This is a genomic window from Peribacillus deserti, from assembly GCF_002863585.1.
Classification (GTDB): Bacteria; Bacillota; Bacilli; order Bacillales; family DSM-1321; genus Paraperibacillus; species Paraperibacillus deserti_A.
The window spans coordinates 15867-33889 of sequence record NZ_PGUY01000071.1 but is presented as its reverse complement, the minus strand read 5'-3'; the positions used below and the strand labels follow the sequence as shown (position 1 = coordinate 33889).

Genomic DNA, 18023 nt, shown 5'->3' with positions numbered 1-18023 from the left:
TCTTTTTTTATTTCTCTGTTTCCTAAGGAAGGCGGAACTTAGACAGAAAGTCCAAAAAGTGCTTCTGGATTGAGTGCTCGTATTTCATGACCACATACGTGCGTGCAACTGGCAGCTGAAATATACTAAAATCAATTTCCAGAAGCCTTCCCTCAAAGAGCTCCCTTCTTACAGTGGAAATTGGCAAAAACGAGACTCCGAGCCCCTCTTCAATAAACCTTTTTGTTACATGAACCTCAGAGACGACCATTGTTCTCAAGTGTATATGCTGTTCCAGGCTTCGGACGAGTTCGTTCCAATATTCAGGATGGTTATGTGTAATGAGTATCTCCTGAGCCAGTATTTCCTCTGCATCGAGCGGCGGGCTATTTTCTGGTTCTCCTCCGTCATATGGGCCGACCAAAATAATCTTATCCTCATAAAGCGTTCTGCTCATCAGATCCGGATGCTTAATCTGCAGCCGGGTCAGCCCGAGATCCGCATTTCCGGCAAGGATCGCTCCGGCGATATCCTTTGATTCGAGCACCTGTACCTCGATTTCAATATTTTTGTGTAGAGACATATACTTTTTAAGGATGGCTGGCATGATGGAAGCTGCGATTAATGGAGAAATGGCCAGGGTCAGCTTCTTTGATAATCCCTGTTTAAATCGATTTAGGTCTTCCAATCCGTTTTGGCAGGCCCAGAGAATTGCTTCTGCATGCGGGACGAACCTTCTGCCTTCCTCTGTAAGGATGACCCGTCTGCCTGACCGCTCAAATAATACCATCCCAAGGTCTTTTTCTAAAAGTTTTATATGTACACTGACTGTCGGCTGGGATAAAAATAATTCTTCCGCGGTCTGCCGGAAATTTTCATTTTTTGCCGCTGTGAGAAAGGTCTGAATCCATTTTAAGTCCATATGAAGCCACCTCTGATTACTATTTTTAATCAAAAATAAGACAATTCTGTATTATTAGTTATCAATTATATCAAATATAATGAAACTAAGAGGAGAGGTGGGATTGTATGGCTGCCAAAGGATTAAAAGGAGTTATTGCGGCTGAAACACAGATCAGCTTTATCGATGGAAATGAAGGAAGGCTTGTATACAGAGGATATGAAGCTCGGGACTTGGCTGTAAGCAGAAGTTTTGAAGAGGTATGCTTTCTGATGTGGCATAAAAAATTGCCTGATCAACATGAACTTCAAATATTGAAGGAGTATATGCAGCAAGAGAGAAGCCTCCCTGCATATTTAATACAGATATTGGAATCTCTTCCTGATAATATGGGGACTATGGATGTGCTGCGCACGGCAGTATCGGCCCTGGGGACGGAAGAATATAAGTGGAAGCCCACAGCAGAGCAGGCAGCTAGAATCACTTCTATCATACCGACCATCATTGCCTACCGCTATCATAGAACAAAGGGAACTGTACCTGTAGAGCCTAGATCGGACCTCGCTCACGTGGAAAATTATTTATACATGCTTACAGGCGCGCTGCCAAGTCCGGCACATATAAAGGCTCTTGAAGCATACATGATTCTAACAATGGAACATGGAATGAATGCTTCTACATTTTCAGCACGTGTTGTCTCCTCTTCGGAATCGGATTTAATATCTGCCGTCACTGGAGCCATTGGAACAATGAAAGGACCGCTCCATGGCGGGGCACCAAGTGAAGTCACCGCTATGCTGAATGAAATAGGAGATAAAGAGAGTGCCGAAAGCTGGATCCGCGGCAAGCTGGAACGGAAAGAGAAAATAATGGGATTCGGCCACCGGGTATACAAAACACTGGATCCACGGGCTGCCGCACTCAGCGAAATTGTTCATTCAATTGGAAAAGAAGACAAGTGGCTCGACCTCGCGGCTGCCGTAGAAAAGAAGGCGATTGAGCTCCTGAAGGAATACAAACCAGGGAGAAAGCTTTATACAAATGTCGAGTTTTATGCAGCCGCTGTTATGCGGTCCATTGATCTGGAGGCTGAGCTGTTCACACCTACTTTTACGGCCAGCCGGACAGCGGGGTGGGCTGCACATGTTCTGGAACAATCTGAAGATAATACTATATATAGACCAGAAGCCAATTATACAGGGATTTTTGTTTAGAGGTGCAGATTTTACTTTTTAAAAATTGGCTATGTTAAAGGTTATTGTTGATTTTGCACGATGTTGATTGGAGCGGAAGGTGCGAGACTCCTGCGGGAAAAGCGGGGCAAGGGAGACCCCACAGGCGTCAACGCCGAGGAGGCTCCCGGACCGCCCCGCGGAAAGCGAGTTCCTGCAGCGGAAATCAACAACCATGTTTAAAGCTTAAAAATTAAGTGTAAAAATCCGATGGAGTCTATATTCGACCCCTTCCTGCAAGCAGCTGCTGATCGCTTTTCCTCCATTCAATACCTGCATGGGTGATTGAATCTGACGGGCGCGTGTGCAAAAAAATAAAGTTTGTTATTGGAAAGTGTTATTGCTGATGGAAAGGCGCAGTTAATTTAGTTTATTAAATAAAAGGCTATGTTAAAGTTCATTGTTGATTTTGAAACTATGTTGTTTGGAGCGTAAGGTGAGAGACTCCTGCGGGAAAAGCGGCTATTGTCCAGCTCCGGACTGACACCTTCGGTCATAAGCCAAATCGCCCTCAAAAGGCAAAAAGCGCCTTTCGCTGCGGCTCGGCTTATGTCTGGCTAACGCACGACGCACAGGATGTGCGAGCCAGGCGGGGCCACAGGACGTGGCGGTTCGAGCGTGGTAAGGGCGACTATGCTTCTGTCTTCGCTGTCGCTTGCCAATCAGCAAGTCTTCTTTATCAGGTGTCTGACTTTAATAAAATAGTTTTTTAAAGGAGTTTGTTCATCACAGTCTCTTAAAAGAAGTACTTTGAAAGTCACCGTCCTCCGCTTTTTCTATTAAGGGAGACCCCACAGGCGTAAACGCCGAGGAGGCTGCCGGACCGCCCCGAAGGAAAGCGAGTGCCTGCTAGCTGCAATCAACAGGCGAATTTAACAGAGCTAAATAAAAAAGAGCAGATTCACCGTTCGCGTGGATCTGCTCTTTTTTAGATGAAGGCAGCCGTTCACCATACTCATTCAACTAAATGAGAAGTATCTCCCTCGAAAATGATAGATACCTTACCATCTTCAACCTGGATTTGAGTTAAGCTGGTGTTTAATAAAGGCTCCTGTTTAAATAGGTGCTCAAGCGGGAGATCTTTTAGGTATGAAAGCAGGACCCTTAAAAAGATAGAATGCGAAACGATTAACACAGTTCCCGAAGAGTGGTTCTCGAGAATCATCTTCCAAGCCTCAGCAGCGCGTTCATACACATCTGGGAAAAGCTCTCCCTGGTCGCGTGTATACAGATGCGGAGTTTCCCAAAACGCTTTTACTTCGTTTGCATATTGAGCAATCACTTCATCTTTTGTACGCCCTTCCCAATCTCCGAAGTGCATTTCCCGAAGTACATCCTCCTTGACTATTTCGATAGATCTTCTTCCGATAATGATCTCAGCAGTATGATAGGCCCGTTTACTTGAGCTGGCATATACCTTGTCGATAGGTTCGTCCTTAAGTCGTTTTGAAAGAAGGGTGGCTCCCTGCATTCCTTCCGCCGTTAACTCACCATTGCCCCAGCCCTGCCATCTGGTTTGAACGTTCCATTCGGTCTTGCCGTGTCTGACTAAATAAATGGTTAACACTCGAATTCTCCTTACATTGCTTTTCTTTACTATATAAAAATAACATAGCGGAAAGCCAGGAAGATGACAAAAAATATGATGTTTGGTCTGTTGAAAAGGTAAAAAGGGGTATGAACCCAGCACCACAGGAACCTATGCGTCATTTATAAAAGAGGTGTCCTGTAAGTATGTGTAATTACCGTGGCACAAAACTTATCAAGCTTTGGGAGAAACTCGAATGACCGACAATTTACAGGATGTCGGGTTTGACCCAGTCACCAACTGCAGGAAAGATGATGGATGGTATTGAGACATAAGGAAGCCTAGTGCTGGTTTCTCGATCAATAACCTAGGGCAATGAAACTTAACTGTGCCGACTATTTACTGCCGCAGAATAATTGAGGCGCTAGCGGTCAGGTCCTTTTCCATATAAAAATAACGCTGTGAGATGGGTTTACTATTTCTTATTTTATCCTCAGCTTGCATAAGTTTTTTTATTTCGAAAAAACATTAATTGTAAATCCATTGTAACCTTTCTAACATATATTTCCGTTATAATAGTAAATGCTACCTATAAAAAGTTATTATAGTAGAATAAATTGTTTGATGGACCACAAATATTAATTCCAAACTCATAGATTTTTACTACGAGCGGGTATATTATGAATAGGACATGAATGAAGCGGCACTTAACCGCCAAGAGCGGCTTTTTTCGGTAACGGAGGTTTATTTAATGAAAATAGAAACGAGAGATATACTGTACCTTCATCTGCAGGCTTCAGAAAGATTCGTCATTTCATATGGCATGGACTTTAGAGAATTTGCCGGATCCTTAAATCAGGGTCTCCGCAATATATTGTTAATTGAGCATAAATATGAGGATGGCGAATACAACCTGAATACGCTGATGGATTATGTACTTCAGGAGGACCTCCCCAACTTGCTCAAGCAAAATGTATCTGAATACATAGACTTTTGCTGGACGGATTTTGCAGAAGAATCAGCTCTTAATGAATTGAACGGACAGGAAATTGCAGAATTATTATATCTTGGCCATTGTAAAGGCCATCTAAAACCTCCATTCTACCGTCAGCTCCAAAATCATTATGTGTATCTTGCCCACGATGACGGCTGGTTCAATAAAGTATACTATCGCTCGATGGACACTTTTTTCGAAATGCTTGGAAACTTGATTCCCGGTAAACTGGACCTATTAAAACGAGAAAAGTCATGGCTCGGGGGCCTCAGAAGAAAAGCGGAATATGGTGTCATCCCGCCGGCAGGCCTGAAAGAACTTACCCCCCTTTTGACCGAGGGAGCTGCCATATCCTTTAGAAATATGCGTCTATCCAGAACCAAAATTGAAATACCCATCTGGATATTAGGTGATTACGTAAATATGGATGACATGCTGGATGAATACAGCAACATCGTTCGTTCAGAACAACCAGCTGCCCATTTTGTGTTCAACCGAAAAACAAGAGAATGGACACTGGAAAAATAAAATCGCAGGCCTGAATCAGGGCGTGCGATTTTTTCGTGGAAGGTTTCCCGCAGATGTTTGTTTTTTGAAACCGCGAGTCAGTGATATGGTAAGTTGAATCTAAAATGAACCCCCCTAACATATAAGAAACGGAAACACCCTTAAAACCGAAAAACCCCTTAAAATCAAAAAACTCCACTTAAATTTAGAAAAATCATCTTAAAATTGAAAAAACCCTCTTAAATTCTAGAAAAACCCCCTTAAAATCAAAAAATCCCCCTTAAGTCTGAAATCCGCTCTTAAAGGGTGAAGGGTTATACGTCCAGCCAGCCTGAGCTCTGTGTAAACGTACATTTATTACCGAAAGCAGATGGACACTGCGAAACACCTGTGGTCCATTTTTCACCAAAAACATGTCTTTTTTGCGGATGTAACAACAATTTTAGTAACTTTTTATCTAGCTTGACTCCCCAGCTCTATAAAACAGGCTTTTTGGAAGAGGTTTTTATTCAATGTAAAGGATTTGGAATCAACCATTAGCGTTTATGCTTACCTTCCTTGGAGATATGCTTATAGTTTGAAGGCTTATGCTTAAGTTTCATGGCTTTATGCTTATATTTTCCATTTTTATGATGATCTGTCTATTTCCTATGCTTATGTTTGGCGCTTTATGCTTATCCAGCAGGCTTTATGCTTTTCTTTTGAGGAATATGCTGATTGCTGAGCGGAATCCACTGTCCAATGTCAGCGCTTCTATCCATAGACCATGTAGAAAATCGCCTATTCGGTGCAGAAAACCTAGACGATCACGCGCTGGGCTGGACCGGTTTGGGTATAGATCAAGACAGTAGAAAGGGCCGCCGAGACTTTCTCGACAGCCAGATAAACTATAAGCTTAGCCACTATATCCTATTGAATAGCATTGTACTCGTATTTCTATTTGCCCAGCTCCAAACCGAGGCCCCCGAGTCATAAGCCATATCGACTATGCGAAGAAAGCCGCTTCCCACAGCCACCTCGTCTGATGCTGCTCGGGGCACTTCCTTCACTGCATTCAAGATCATTCTCCGCTTTTCAAATCATCCTCAGGATAGTAGGGATTGAGGTGAATGAGAACTTCGGCGATATTGTCGTATTTGTTGATCAGGGTGTTTCGGATTTCTCGTGTAAGGTCGTGGCCTTGTTTGATTGTTTTGTCATGGTCGATGGATATGCGCAAGTCCACCAGGATGTAATGGCCGTGTTCCCGGGCCCGGATTTTGTCAATTCGGCGGACGTCTTTATAGTTCCACACCAGGTCGGTATAGTCCTGTAGAAGAGCTGGTTCGACACTTCTTTCGAGCAGGATATGAAAAGCTTCCCGAAGCATTTCTTTAGCAATCTTAAATATTAAGTAAGCTACAAATACGCTGGCGATTTTATCTCCGTATAGCAGGATTCCGATGTTGAATTTCCCTCCAATGATTGAAAGGAGCACCCCTGCTGCTGCAGCTATGGAAGCTACGATATCCGCTTTGTGGTCAAAGGCAATGGCTTCTATGGCCTTACTGTTATGCTGCTTGGAAACCCGCATGGAGTAACGGTATAAAAGCACTTTAGAGATATATGAAAATAAAGCTACCCACACAGCGATCAGATTCGGTGTTTCGATTGGGTGGAAGAAGCCGATGATTGATTCAAACGCAACGTAAACGGCAACTAAAAAAAGAACAATTCCGACTACACCTGATACAATTACTTCTGCTTTGCCGTGACCGTACGGATGGTCCTCGTCTGCAGGTTTATTGGATATTTTTATGACGAGTAGAACAATGACTGATGCAAATACGTCTGCTGCTGAGTGTATTCCATCTGCAAATACGGCATCGGAATGGGCATACAAGCCTACGATGATTTTACCCAGCGTCAGGATGATATTGCTCCAGACACTTATCCAAGCTACTTTTTTTGCAATTGATTCTCTTGCTCCCAAATTTTTCACCTCGATAATAGATAGTAACAAACCGGTACTTGGTGGGTCTAGAGCAATAATGTTTATGTATTCTTAGTATTTTGAACTAGGGCAATTTATTTGTGAATATATAACTGGCCCAAATAGTTTCTTTATTTTTATCTCTTTTTCGTAGGAGTAAACCAATTAATCGGATTAAATTTCCTAAAATAATGACTTAGCAGTAAATATTTGATAATCTTCAGACTGATGTCCCCCAAAAAGAGAGAATGTTTTTCGGCTATCCCTGTAAAAATAACGTAAGGTCTTCGTCGTAACGGTTTTGTTTATGAAAATAGAGATTAAACCTGAATGAAAAAAAGGGGGCACTTTATATGGCCTGGATTTATTTGCTGATCGCCGGGATTTCTGAAATTGTTTGGGCATTCGGCTTAAAATACTCATATGGATTTACTGAAATGGTCCCAAGCATTGTTACGATACTATTTATGATCATAAGTTTTTATCTGTTTTCAAAATCGCTTACACAGATTCCCATAGGAACTGCCTATGCAGTCTTCACTGGAATTGGAGCTGCCGGGACGGTTATTATCGGCATGTTTATAGGAGAGACACTCAGTTTGCTTAAAATTGTTTTTTTAATCATTTTGTTAAGCGGGATATTTGGACTTAAGATGACTTCTGATGATGACTCGGATGAAATGGGTGATAAATCATGAACTGGGTTTACTTGTTTATAGCAGGATTAGGCGAAATCGGCTTTGTGGTGTTCATGAAGCTTTCAAATGGGTTCAAGAGTTCATTTTATAGCTTATTAACGCTAATCTCCGCCCTGTTAAGCTTTTATTTTTTATCCATAGCTCTCTTAACAATCCCGCTGGGCACCGGATATGCCGTATGGACTGGAATAGGGGCTGCCGGGAGTGTGGTTATAGGCATGTTATTTTTTAAAGAGTCTAAATCACTGCGGAGAATTTTGTTTCTATGCCTAATAATCATCGGGGTCATTGGGCTGCGTTTTGTTGCTCCTCACTAAAAATCCCCCTTTTTGGACGATATCGGACTCTGCTCCAAGAAGGAAGCATAGGAATAAACGTTTCGGGTTAAACCAAAAAACGGCCTTCGATTTCTTGCACGACCCAGGCTTTCTTTTTCATATGATGTAAAAAAAGGAAATAAAAATCATTAGAAAAAATGGTGTTACTAAATTATAAATAAAGGTAATAAGAAAAACGGGTAACTTTTTTCGTTTGATTGAGAACATGTTACAATAGAATCTGTTGAACATAATTGGAGGTATTTAGAATGAAAACTAAACTGGGCCTGCTTTACGGGGGTAAATCTGCTGAACATAAAGTATCCATGCAGACAGCCATGGCTGTTCTAAAGGCACTGGATTTAAATAAATTTGATATCTACCCGATCTACATATCTGAAGAAGGAACGTGGATTAACGGACCGCAGCTGACGGCACCTGCTGAAACAATCAAAGAATTAGAATATAAGCCAGAATCCGGACAGGTTTCTATGGATACAGCTCTTACTCTAAGGGATTCAGGGGATCATCAAGGATTTGACGTGATTTTTCCCTTATTACATGGTCCTAATGGAGAAGATGGTACCGTTCAGGGGATGCTTGAACTCATGAACCTTCCATACGTAGGAAATGGTGTTCTTGCGTCATCTGCTGGGATGGATAAGGTAATCATGAAAAATATCTTCGCCCAGGCAGGACTGCCGCAAGTGGCCTATGTGTGGTTTATCCGTTCTGGCTGGGAAAAAGACCGGGAAGCTTCATATGAAAAAGTCGAATCGGAGATCGGATATCCATGCTTCGTCAAACCTGCTAACCTTGGTTCAAGTGTTGGAATCAGCAAATGTACGTCAAGGGAAGAATTGGAAGCAGCTTTTGTGGAAGCTTTCCAATTTGATAGAAAGATCATTGTAGAGCAGGGTGTGAATGCAAGAGAAATCGAGTTAGGTGTTTTAGGCAATGACGAACCTCAATGCTCGGTAGCGGGTGAGATTGTTCCTAAAACAGAATTCTACGATTACAAAGCCAAGTACGAGGATGGCGATACCGCTATGGTTATCCCAGCTGAACTCGATGAAGAAACGTACAACTCACTGAAGGAGCAGGCTATTACTGCCTTTAAATCACTGGATTGCTCAGGCCTGGTACGTGCCGACTTCTTTTTGACAGAAGAGGGGGATATTTATATTAATGAGGTAAACACTATGCCAGGGTTTACACCGTTCAGTATGTTCCCGCTTTTATGGAAGCACACAGGAGTTGAATATCCAGAGCTGATTGAAAAATTAGTTCAATACGGTGTTGAACGTTATGAAGAAAAGCAGAAAATTAAATATACTTTCTAATAGAAGGAAGGCTAAGGTAATACTTTAGGCAGAAGCAATAGTCCTCAGGCGGCCGGCTTCTGCCTGTTTTTTCTTATGTCTGTTTATTGTAAAAAAACAGGATTTCAGGAGGATTACATGTTTAAGAAGAGATTATTAGACATTCATAGAATAGTAAATGGGTTAAATGGCGCGGAAGGTTTTGCGAGTACTGAAATAGAGGGCGTCACGATCGACTCTAGAAAAATTGGCCAAGGTAATTTGTTTGTACCCTTTAAAGGGGCGCGGCAGGATGGGCATGACTTTGTAGAAAAAGCTATAGAGGATGGGGCTGCAGCTGCTTTATGGCAAAAGGATGTACCGAATCCCCCGGTCCATTTACCGATTATCGTAGTAGAAGATACACTGATCGCTCTTCAAACGCTTGCTAGAAGCTATCGCGACGAGCTTGATATGAGGGTGGTTGGAATAACCGGCAGCAATGGAAAAACCACTACTAAAGATATGACTGCTGCTGTTCTAGGTACTGTATTTAAGGTTCATAAAACATCAGGAAATTATAATAATCACCTTGGTCTGCCTTTAACCATTCTTTCTATGGAGCCTGATACAGAAGCTGCTGTACTTGAGATGGGCATGAGCAGCAGGGGGGAGATTAAGTTTCTGTCAGAACTGGCTCGCCCTGATATCGCAATTATTACGAATATCGGAGAATCACATCTTTTAGATCTAGGGTCCAGAGAGGGAATTGCAGAAGCAAAGCTGGAAATATTAGAAGGTCTGAAAGAGAACGGAACTTTGATTTATCATGGAGATGAACCGTTGTTGTCAAGCCGTCTTACTGAACCGAAAGGCTTTACATGCACTTCTTTTGGAAGAGTGGAAACAAATGACTTGTATCCGGTGAATATATCAGCCGGACAAACCGAAACCAGTTTTGAAGTGAATGCCATTCCGGATACAGTCTTTTCAATTCCTGTTCTGGGGACTCATAATGTTCTCAACAGTTTAGCGGCCATTTCAGCTGCGATGAAGCTTGGAGTCCCTGTTCAGAAAATACGGGAAGGCCTTAAAGAACTTGAGCTTACTGCTATGAGAATGGAAATGGCGAAAGGATCAAAAGGAGAAACCATTATTAATGATGCCTATAATGCCAGTCCTACTTCCATGAAAGCGGCGATAGAACTGACCGCCGGAATTACCGGATTTGACCGTAAATACTTAGTACTGGGAGATATGCTTGAGCTTGGACCAGAGGAGAAGGATTTTCATTACAAAATCGGGGAATTAATAGACCCAGCTTCGGTTTCTAAGGTATTCACATTTGGGGCGCTGGGCAGATATATAGCCGAAGGTGCCAGACAGAAATTCCGTGAAGAAAATGTATTGGCTTTCGAAAATAAGTCCGAACTAATAGAGGAATTGAAAAAAACCGTTTCTGCAAATGATTTAATTCTTTTTAAGGCATCCAGAGGGGTACAGCTTGAGGACGTTGTACAATCCCTGCAAGGTAAATAAAAATATATCGTGGAAAGGATCGGTCCTATGCTGAAGGATATTTCGAAAAAGCTTCAAATCAAACAAGGAATGTCCCTGCTTGTGTTAAATTCACCGGAGAATTATGTTACGGATGAAGAAGTTGAAATATATCCAGGGACTATGGTCCATTTAAGTCCGGAAAGAGACAGGAAGTACTCATTTGTCCAGGTATTTGCCAGGAATATTTCTGAACTGGAGCAATGGATGGATGAGGGGCTGAACAGCCTGGATGGTGGAGGGCTGTTATGGATATCCCATCCGAAGAAAAGCTCTAAATTATACGAAAATCTTTCCCGTGACCACGGGTGGGATCTTCTTAAGAAAAAAGGGTACGAAGCGGTTGCATCTATTGCTGTCGATGACGATTGGTCTGCCGTCCGCTTCAGGCATGCTGCGGAAGGGACAAGCCCTAGAAAAAGAGCGGCAGGCAGCAGTGCTCCGGAACCGAAAAATCCGGCAGAGAGGAACGTGCCGCCAAAAGAATTGCTGGAACTCCTGGAAGCTGACAAAGAATCAAAGTTGAAATTTGCTGATCTGGCACCATCCTATCAGCAGGCTTACATTGATTGGATTGTTTCCGCGAAAAGACAGGAAACAAGAGAAAAACGTCTTAAAGAAACACTTGTTAAACTAAAAGCGGGTTATAAAAACCCATATGCAAAATAATTGTGAAGAGACGGCCATGGGCTGTCTCTTTTGGTTTACACGATGCTCTGATTAAATGGATCAAGGTCAGGGTATAATGTATAAAATCGAACCCGGCTGGTGATAGTATGATTGCTGGTGGTAAAAAAACAGGCTGTCTCCTAATACATGGATTTACTGGGTCACCATACGAGGTTGAACCGCTGTCCGCCTATCTTCAAAATAACACTTCCTGGAAGATTTCCGTACCGCTGCTTCCGGGACATGGTGACGGGGCCACGTTAAGAGGAATTAAGCATTTAGATTGGATTCAGACGGCCGAAGAAGCCCTTCTTTCTCTGCTGCATGAATGTGAGGAAGTATATGTGATCGGATTTTCAATGGGTGGAATCATAGCCTGTTATTTGGCTGCGAAATATCAGGTGTCTAAGCTTATATTATTGAGTGCTGCGGCCATATATGTGAATCCGAGACAAATAGCTGCAGACAGTCTTGAGCTGGTCAGAGATGCTTTTCGCGGGCAATTGAAAAATAATGAACTCTTTATAAGATATAAAACGAAAATTACCAAAACACCTATTTCTGCAGTGTGGCAATTCCACCTGCTTGTAAAAACGCATCGGAGTATCTTAAATGAAATTAAAATCCCTGCATTCATTGCTCAGGGGGGGCTGGATGGAATCGTACCTCCGAAAAGCGCGGAATATATTTACCGGTCAATTCCTTCGAGTAAGAAGAGCCTGGTGATTATCGATGAATCTAAACATTTAATCTGCCATTGTAAACAAAATGAGAAGCTGTTTGAAGAAATATATCATTTTTTAAAAGAAACATAAATCATGGTGGAACGTTAAGGGATGCAGTATTGAAACATTTGTATGCGCTCCCAATAAAAAAGATGTCCTGTTCAAAAAATTTCCTTAGTTGCAAAGGGTTTGTTATACTGTTAACATATTCTTTAAGGCGAGAAATCCAGATTTTATAAATGCCTCATGTATGTATGCATTTATGAATTTGATTTACTGCCTTTTATTCTTTTGAAAGAGATTTTTCTTTTCGGTTCTCCCATAACGGGAAGAGTGAAGTACTTTAGAATTGGCCTAGCGATGAGGTCTTATTCGCCGCTGCGAGCGGCTTTTAATATAAGTAGAAGGCTGTACCGCTTACTATAAAACGTTTTAGGCCTGTTTCATGTATAAAAAAACTCGGCATTGCCGTAACTAGTAATAATTGAAAAAACATGCGAAAGCCGCTCCTGCCTAAAGGAATGGCTTAATTACCGAGTTTTTATGTTAAATGGTATTTCCCCTGAAAAGTGAAAAATTACATATGGATATGTAATTCAGCCATTCTTTTGGGCGATAATAAGAAAGCTTTTTCTTAAGATCTTAAAAAAATCTTAATTATTTAAAGGAGTACGAAAAAATTGACATTGTTTAGCGAATTAGGACTGGATAAGTCCACTATAAAATCAATCGAAAAAATGGGGTTTGAAGAAGCAACTCCAATTCAGGCACAAACAATCCCATTGGCTATCGAGGGATCCGATATTATCGGACAAGCCCAAACAGGTACAGGTAAAACTGCAGCATTTGGGATACCTCTTATGGAAAAAATAGAGATTAATGAAGAGCACGTACAAGGAATCGTTATTGCTCCCACAAGGGAACTGGCAATCCAGGTTTCTGAAGAGCTTTATAAACTAGGCTTCGGTAAGCGTGTCCGCGTTATGGCTGTTTATGGCGGACAGGATATCGACCGTCAAATCCGTGCTTTAAAGAAAAAGCCGCATATTATTGTCGGTACTCCTGGAAGACTTCTAGACCACATTAAACGCAAGACGCTTCGTTTAGGAAATGTAAACACGGTTGTTCTTGACGAAGCTGATGAAATGCTGAACATGGGATTCATAGAAGATATTGAATCCATCTTATCAGAGGTTCCTGAAGAAAACAGACAAACTTTATTGTTCTCAGCTACAATGCCGGGACCAATCCGTAAAATTGCTGAAAAATTCATGCACGATCCTAAAGTAGTTAAAGTGCAAGCAAAAGAAATGACCGTTTCAAAAATTAAGCAGTCTTATATTGAACTTAAAGAAAACGAAAAGTTCGATACTTTAACACGCCTGCTTGATATTCAAACACCAGAACTTGCGATTGTTTTCGGCCGTACGAAAAGACGCGTTGACGAACTATCATCTGCACTTAATGTAAGAGGCTACATGGCAGAAGGAATTCATGGTGATTTAACACAAGCTAAGCGTATGTCTGTATTGAAGAAATTTAAAGAAGGCAGCATAGACGTACTAGTTGCAACTGATGTTGCAGCCCGCGGACTTGATATTTCAGGTGTTACTCACGTGTATAACTTTGATATTCCTCAAGATCCAGAAAGCTATGTTCACCGTATCGGAAGAACAGGCCGTGCTGGTAAAACTGGAGAAGCTGTTTCTTTTGTAACATACCGAGAAAGATCACAGCTGTATGCTATTGAAAATACAACTAAGAAAAAAATGGACAAAATGAAGCCGCCAACCCTAAGCGAAGCGATTGAAGGTCAGCAAAAAGCGGTTATGGATAAAATTCTTTCTGCAGTAGAAGGCGAAGATTTTTCTCTATATGTAGCAACAGCTGAAGATTTGTTAAGTAAGCATGATGCTACAGACTTGCTTGCAGCTGTTATCAAGATTATGGCTAAAGAACCAGACCAAACTCCAATCAAGCTGACTGAAGAAGCACCGGCATTCAGTAAACGCGATCGCGGCGGATACCAAGGTAACCGCGGCGGCGGAAGAAGCGGAAGAGGTTCAACTACCAACAACCGTAAAGACTGGGGCCAAAAACGCGGCAGAAAACCTGCTGGCAGAGGCGGACAAGGTCAAAAGAGAGAAAACAAACAGTATTAATATAATCGAAAGGGATCCCATATCGGGGTCTCTTTTTGCTTTATATGTGGTATCCTCCAAATGCGGAGTCTCACAAATTGCTTTACTAAAAATAAGACTGCATTAGTACATTAACGGACATACTTATAGATATCTAACAGCGGAGGGAATATGTATGACGATAGTTCGCCTAGGGTACGTAGCTATGAGCATGCACGTACAGAATGCTTCTCCTTCTAAAACGATGACATTTGCCCAGTTTTCCAAAATAGCAGACAGGGAAGCGGCAATTAGAAAACTTGAGAGAATTGCTGTTTCCAATTTAGAAAACTGCCTCCGGCTCTTAAAGCATAATCTTGCAAATGATATACGTTTTTTTCGCTTTAGTTCTCGTATAATCCCGCTTGCGAACCATGAGGAGCTTCCACACTGGAACTACCTCCGCCCCCTGAAAACTGCAATGGAACAAATCCACACATTTCTCAGCGAACATCCGGATTTCCGGGTGGATTTTCATCCTGATCATTTTGTCATTCTGAACGGTACTGATAAAGATATTCTCAATATGTCGATTAAAACATTAAGAATGCACCATGGTCTTCTGAAGGGGTTGGGTATTAATCCTGAACATAGATGTGTGGTACATGTTGGCGGGGGCTATAATGATATCGAAAAAGCATTAGAACAGTTTATCCATAATTGGGGACTGCTGCCGGCATCACTGCAGAAAATGATCATGCTGGAAAATGATGATACAACTTTTACGTTAAAAGATACTTTATATCTATGTGAAAAGCTGGGGATCCCGCTCGTTTTTGATTACCATCATCACTTGGCGCACAATAGGGATGAAAGGAATTGGGGAGACAGCTGGGAGAGGATAGTGGATACTTGGGATTTTTCCGAGCTTCCAATCAAGATGCATATCTCAAGCCCGCGATCTGAAAAAGAATTCAGGGCTCATGCCGATCTAGTGGACAGTTCAATGTTTATAGAATTTCTTGAAAAGATTAAAGGAAGTGTTCCTCAAATAGACTGCATGATCGAGGCAAAACAAAAAGATGAAGCTCTGTTTTCATTAGTACGTGATTTAAAGCAATATAAGCAAATCCGATTTATTGATGCTGCGAGTTTTGAAATCCTTTGAAAGAGAAAGCCTGCTTAACACTAGCAGGTTTTTTTGTACATTCGATTGTCTTTGGGGGTAAAACTGCAGGCACTCGCTTTGTACGCATGCGGCTGGGAGGGTACATGGCGATACACGCCTCTTCTTATGTATCAGCTTTAAGTAAGAAGTGTTCGGTTTTTACAAATATAGTATACTTTCTGTAGATGAACAGGAAGAATTGAGGAATAAAAATTGGAACCGAAAAATCAAATATCAACAAAGGCTGTTCAAGTTTGGAGAGTCAGCGGTTTTTTGTTTTCGCTGATCGAGTGGGGAATTGCAGCAGGTGCTGTTGTTCTTTCTGCACTTTTTGATATTCCTAAGTGGATTCCTGTCGTACTTTTTATTCTAGCTGCTGCAGGTACAGTCATTGCTGTATTCGTTCTACCCTCTCTCAGGATCAAACACTGGAGGTATGAAGTTAGAGAAAAGGAGATAGAAATTCAAAAGGGGCTGTTCGTCATCAGGAGGACACTTGTCCCCATGGTGAGGGTGCAGCATGTGGATACAAGGCAAGGTCCCATTCTAGCAAAATATGGACTTTCATCCGTGGAAATCTCAACAGCCGCTACAACCCATGAAATTCCGGCCTTAGATTATATGGAGGCTGAGCAGTTAAGGAAATACATTTCTCTGATGGCTGTCGTGGAGGATGATGATGTTTAAATCAAGGCGTTTACATCCAGTCGCATCGATTACACATACTCTCAAGGTCTTAAGAGGAATTGTTCTCCCCTATTTGATCGTTTTCGTCTTTGGAGAGAACAGGCCGGATGGAATTGCTTCTCAGCTTTTATTTGGTTTGGGTGCATTATGCTTGAGTTTTATCATTGGGATCATCCGCTGGAGGAGTTTTTCCTACTCCGTCCAGGATGGCGAATTCCTCATTGAGCATAGCTTTTTAATAAGAAAAAAGAGGTATATACGTTTAAATAACATCCACTCTCTAGACATAACACAGGGTATCATTCAACGCCTGTTTAATCTAGTCAGTTTAAAGATTGAAACAGCGGGAGGGAACAAGTCCAAAGAACCGGAAGTGATGCTTGAAGCTATTACCAGGCAAGAAGCGGAGGAAATCGCGAGTCTGCTCTCCAAGACAGAGCAAGAAACCACTGGTTCCTCAGACGAGGAGAGCCGGGAAGACCCTGTCCATACTTTACGGTTCAGGGAGCTATTTATCTTTGCAGGATCTTCAGGGCGTGTAGGAATCGTATTTTCTGGTGCTGCCGCTGTCCTCCTCCAATTCCAGGAGGTTGTACCTTATAAACAAATTTTCAGGGGGCTTGAAAGCTTTGCGGCCGCAGGGCTTGTTAACATCATCCTTTTGTTAGCTGCAGCTCTCATCCTGGCATATGCGGCAGCAACCATTCATATTGTATGTAAATTTGCCCATTCTACCGTACGAAAGAAAAACGAAGATTTGATTCTTACCAGTGGACTCTTTGAAAAACGGCAGCTCACCATTCCTCTGAAGAAAATACAGGCTGTTAAAATCAGTGAAAATCTCCTCCGTCAGCCATTTGGTTACGTTACCGTTTATCTGTATTATGCTGGAGGGGCCGCTGCTGGCAAGGGTAATGCCCGGGTCATGCTGCTGCCTTTAATAAAGGCACATCAAGCACCAGCATTGCTGCGCGCTTTCCTGCCTGGATATTCAGTGGAAGAATTACGCAATGGCCTGCCATCACGATCATTGCACCGGTACGCATTAAGACAACTTTGTTTTTCTGTCCCTTTGTCAGCGGGGCTTATATACTTGTTTAGTCCATGGGGTTTAGCCTCCCTGGTATTCATCATAATAAGCACTTTTTGGGCATATCGCGGTTATCGGGATGCGGCCTGGCAGATAAAAGACGACTGCCTGTCCTTGAGATTTAGGGCGGTATCCAGGCATACATACATTATAAGACGAAGCAAAATCCAGGCGCTCCGTATAGATTCCAGCTTCTTTCAGCAAAAGAGAGAGCTGAACTCAATTACAGCAACTGTAATTTCAGGAACCGGACCAGCCCGGGCAAAAGTAATGGATCTTGATGAAAACGATGCCTGGACAATTAAAAAGTGGTTTGCTCCTTAAGTTTGAGTATTTTATTGTTTTCGAAAGGCTCTTTTCGCAAAGTTTGTTGCTTTTTAATGGCAGGTTGATTTCCGTTCCAGGTGCTCGCTTTCCGCTGGGCGTGCGGTGAGCCTCCTCGGCGTATCGCCTGTGGGGTCTCACCTGTCCCGCTGCTCCCGCAGGAGTCTCGCACCTTCCACTGCAATCAACTGGTTCGATAAGGTAAAACATCTCGAAAAACAACAATCCTTTAGAAAACAGCCGAAAAGAGGCTG

General features: G+C 42.2%; 15 protein-coding genes. 12 read left to right on the top strand and 3 right to left on the bottom strand.

From position 1 onward, the window contains the following. Positions 1 to 22 precede the first annotated feature (22 nt). Positions 23 to 901, bottom strand: a complete 879-nt coding sequence (locus tag CUU66_RS21160) for a LysR family transcriptional regulator (RefSeq protein ID WP_101645376.1) — start codon at positions 899 to 901, stop codon at positions 23 to 25. Positions 902 to 1008: 107 nt separating this feature from the next. On the opposite strand from CUU66_RS21160, the gene CUU66_RS21155 reads away from it, so the two are divergent. Beyond that, positions 1009 to 2094 (top strand): citrate synthase/methylcitrate synthase, encoded by a 1086-nt coding sequence (locus CUU66_RS21155; protein ID WP_101645375.1) that lies wholly within the window; start codon positions 1009 to 1011, stop codon positions 2092 to 2094. Between the two features lie 973 nt (positions 2095 to 3067). Here CUU66_RS21155 and CUU66_RS21150 read toward each other — a convergent pair. Then, a complete protein-coding gene (locus tag CUU66_RS21150; RefSeq protein WP_180955383.1) occupies positions 3068 to 3679 on the bottom strand; it encodes a histidine phosphatase family protein in 612 nt (203 codons plus the stop codon). Between the two features lie 712 nt (positions 3680 to 4391). Here CUU66_RS21150 and CUU66_RS21145 point away from each other — a divergent pair. Continuing rightward, positions 4392 to 5162: a hypothetical protein gene (locus tag CUU66_RS21145; protein WP_101645373.1), complete on the top strand. Its 771-nt coding sequence runs from the start codon at positions 4392 to 4394 to the stop codon at positions 5160 to 5162. A 1039-nt stretch (positions 5163 to 6201) separates the two neighbouring features. Here CUU66_RS21145 and CUU66_RS21135 read toward each other — a convergent pair. Further along, positions 6202 to 7113 (bottom strand): cation diffusion facilitator family transporter, encoded by a 912-nt coding sequence (locus CUU66_RS21135; RefSeq protein ID WP_101645371.1) that lies wholly within the window; start codon positions 7111 to 7113, stop codon positions 6202 to 6204. 353 nt (positions 7114 to 7466) lie between these two features. Here CUU66_RS21135 and CUU66_RS21130 point away from each other — a divergent pair, with 353 nt between their 5' ends. The 10 genes from CUU66_RS21130 (at position 7467) to CUU66_RS21085 (ending at position 17769) form a co-directional block, all read left to right on the top strand. Next, positions 7467 to 7811, top strand: a complete 345-nt coding sequence (locus tag CUU66_RS21130; RefSeq protein WP_101645370.1) for a DMT family transporter — start codon at positions 7467 to 7469, stop codon at positions 7809 to 7811. Beyond that, on the top strand, positions 7808 to 8128 hold the full coding sequence (locus CUU66_RS21125) for a DMT family transporter (protein ID WP_101645369.1): 321 nt from the start codon (positions 7808 to 7810) through the stop codon (positions 8126 to 8128). Before CUU66_RS21130 ends, CUU66_RS21125 begins: the two co-directional genes overlap by 4 nt. A 269-nt stretch (positions 8129 to 8397) precedes the next feature. Beyond that, entirely contained in the window at positions 8398 to 9471 is a 1074-nt protein-coding gene (locus tag CUU66_RS21120; protein ID WP_101645368.1) for a D-alanine--D-alanine ligase, read from the top strand. 117 nt (positions 9472 to 9588) lie between these two features. After that, complete coding sequence (locus CUU66_RS21115; RefSeq protein WP_101645367.1) at positions 9589 to 10968, top strand: UDP-N-acetylmuramoyl-tripeptide--D-alanyl-D-alanine ligase; 1380 nt, start codon at positions 9589 to 9591, stop codon at positions 10966 to 10968. A gap of 27 nt (positions 10969 to 10995) precedes the next feature. Further along, positions 10996 to 11655 (top strand): YdeI/OmpD-associated family protein, encoded by a 660-nt coding sequence (locus tag CUU66_RS21110; RefSeq protein ID WP_101645366.1) that lies wholly within the window; start codon positions 10996 to 10998, stop codon positions 11653 to 11655. Positions 11656 to 11762: 107 nt separating this feature from the next. Continuing rightward, positions 11763 to 12470, top strand: a complete 708-nt coding sequence (locus CUU66_RS21105) for an alpha/beta hydrolase (RefSeq protein WP_101645365.1) — start codon at positions 11763 to 11765, stop codon at positions 12468 to 12470. 590 nt (positions 12471 to 13060) lie between these two features. Beyond that, positions 13061 to 14542 (top strand): DEAD/DEAH box helicase, encoded by a 1482-nt coding sequence (locus CUU66_RS21100; RefSeq protein ID WP_101645364.1) that lies wholly within the window; start codon positions 13061 to 13063, stop codon positions 14540 to 14542. Between the two features lie 154 nt (positions 14543 to 14696). Further along, entirely contained in the window at positions 14697 to 15668 is a 972-nt protein-coding gene (gene uvsE, locus CUU66_RS21095) for a UV DNA damage repair endonuclease UvsE (protein WP_101645363.1), read from the top strand. Positions 15669 to 15881: 213 nt separating this feature from the next. Next, on the top strand, positions 15882 to 16355 hold the full coding sequence (locus tag CUU66_RS21090) for a PH domain-containing protein (protein WP_101645362.1): 474 nt from the start codon (positions 15882 to 15884) through the stop codon (positions 16353 to 16355). Next, the gene (locus tag CUU66_RS21085; RefSeq protein WP_180955382.1) at positions 16348 to 17769 is read left to right on the top strand and encodes a PH domain-containing protein; all 1422 of its coding nucleotides are present in this window, start codon (positions 16348 to 16350) and stop codon (positions 17767 to 17769) included. Before CUU66_RS21090 ends, CUU66_RS21085 begins: the two co-directional genes overlap by 8 nt. The last annotated feature ends 254 nt before the right edge of the window (positions 17770 to 18023 follow it).

What these genes read in the sequence shown, in the direction of transcription:
- CUU66_RS21120 (WP_101645368.1), top strand. Translation starts at nt 8,398, where the DNA reads ATGAAAACTAAACTGGGCCTGCTTTACGGGGGTAAATCTGCTGAACAT.
- CUU66_RS21155 (WP_101645375.1), top strand. Translation starts at nt 1,009, where the DNA reads ATGGCTGCCAAAGGATTAAAAGGAGTTATTGCGGCTGAAACACAGATC.
- CUU66_RS21130 (WP_101645370.1), top strand. Translation starts at nt 7,467, where the DNA reads ATGGCCTGGATTTATTTGCTGATCGCCGGGATTTCTGAAATTGTTTGG.
- uvsE (WP_101645363.1), top strand. Translation starts at nt 14,697, where the DNA reads ATGACGATAGTTCGCCTAGGGTACGTAGCTATGAGCATGCACGTACAG.
- CUU66_RS21105 (WP_101645365.1), top strand. Translation starts at nt 11,763, where the DNA reads ATGATTGCTGGTGGTAAAAAAACAGGCTGTCTCCTAATACATGGATTT.
- CUU66_RS21115 (WP_101645367.1), top strand. Translation starts at nt 9,589, where the DNA reads ATGTTTAAGAAGAGATTATTAGACATTCATAGAATAGTAAATGGGTTA.
- CUU66_RS21125 (WP_101645369.1), top strand. Translation starts at nt 7,808, where the DNA reads ATGAACTGGGTTTACTTGTTTATAGCAGGATTAGGCGAAATCGGCTTT.
- CUU66_RS21160 (WP_101645376.1), bottom strand. Translation starts at nt 901, where the DNA reads ATGGACTTAAAATGGATTCAGACCTTTCTCACAGCGGCAAAAAATGAA.
- CUU66_RS21085 (WP_180955382.1), top strand. Translation starts at nt 16,348, where the DNA reads ATGTTTAAATCAAGGCGTTTACATCCAGTCGCATCGATTACACATACT.
- CUU66_RS21145 (WP_101645373.1), top strand. Translation starts at nt 4,392, where the DNA reads ATGAAAATAGAAACGAGAGATATACTGTACCTTCATCTGCAGGCTTCA.
- CUU66_RS21110 (WP_101645366.1), top strand. Translation starts at nt 10,996, where the DNA reads ATGCTGAAGGATATTTCGAAAAAGCTTCAAATCAAACAAGGAATGTCC.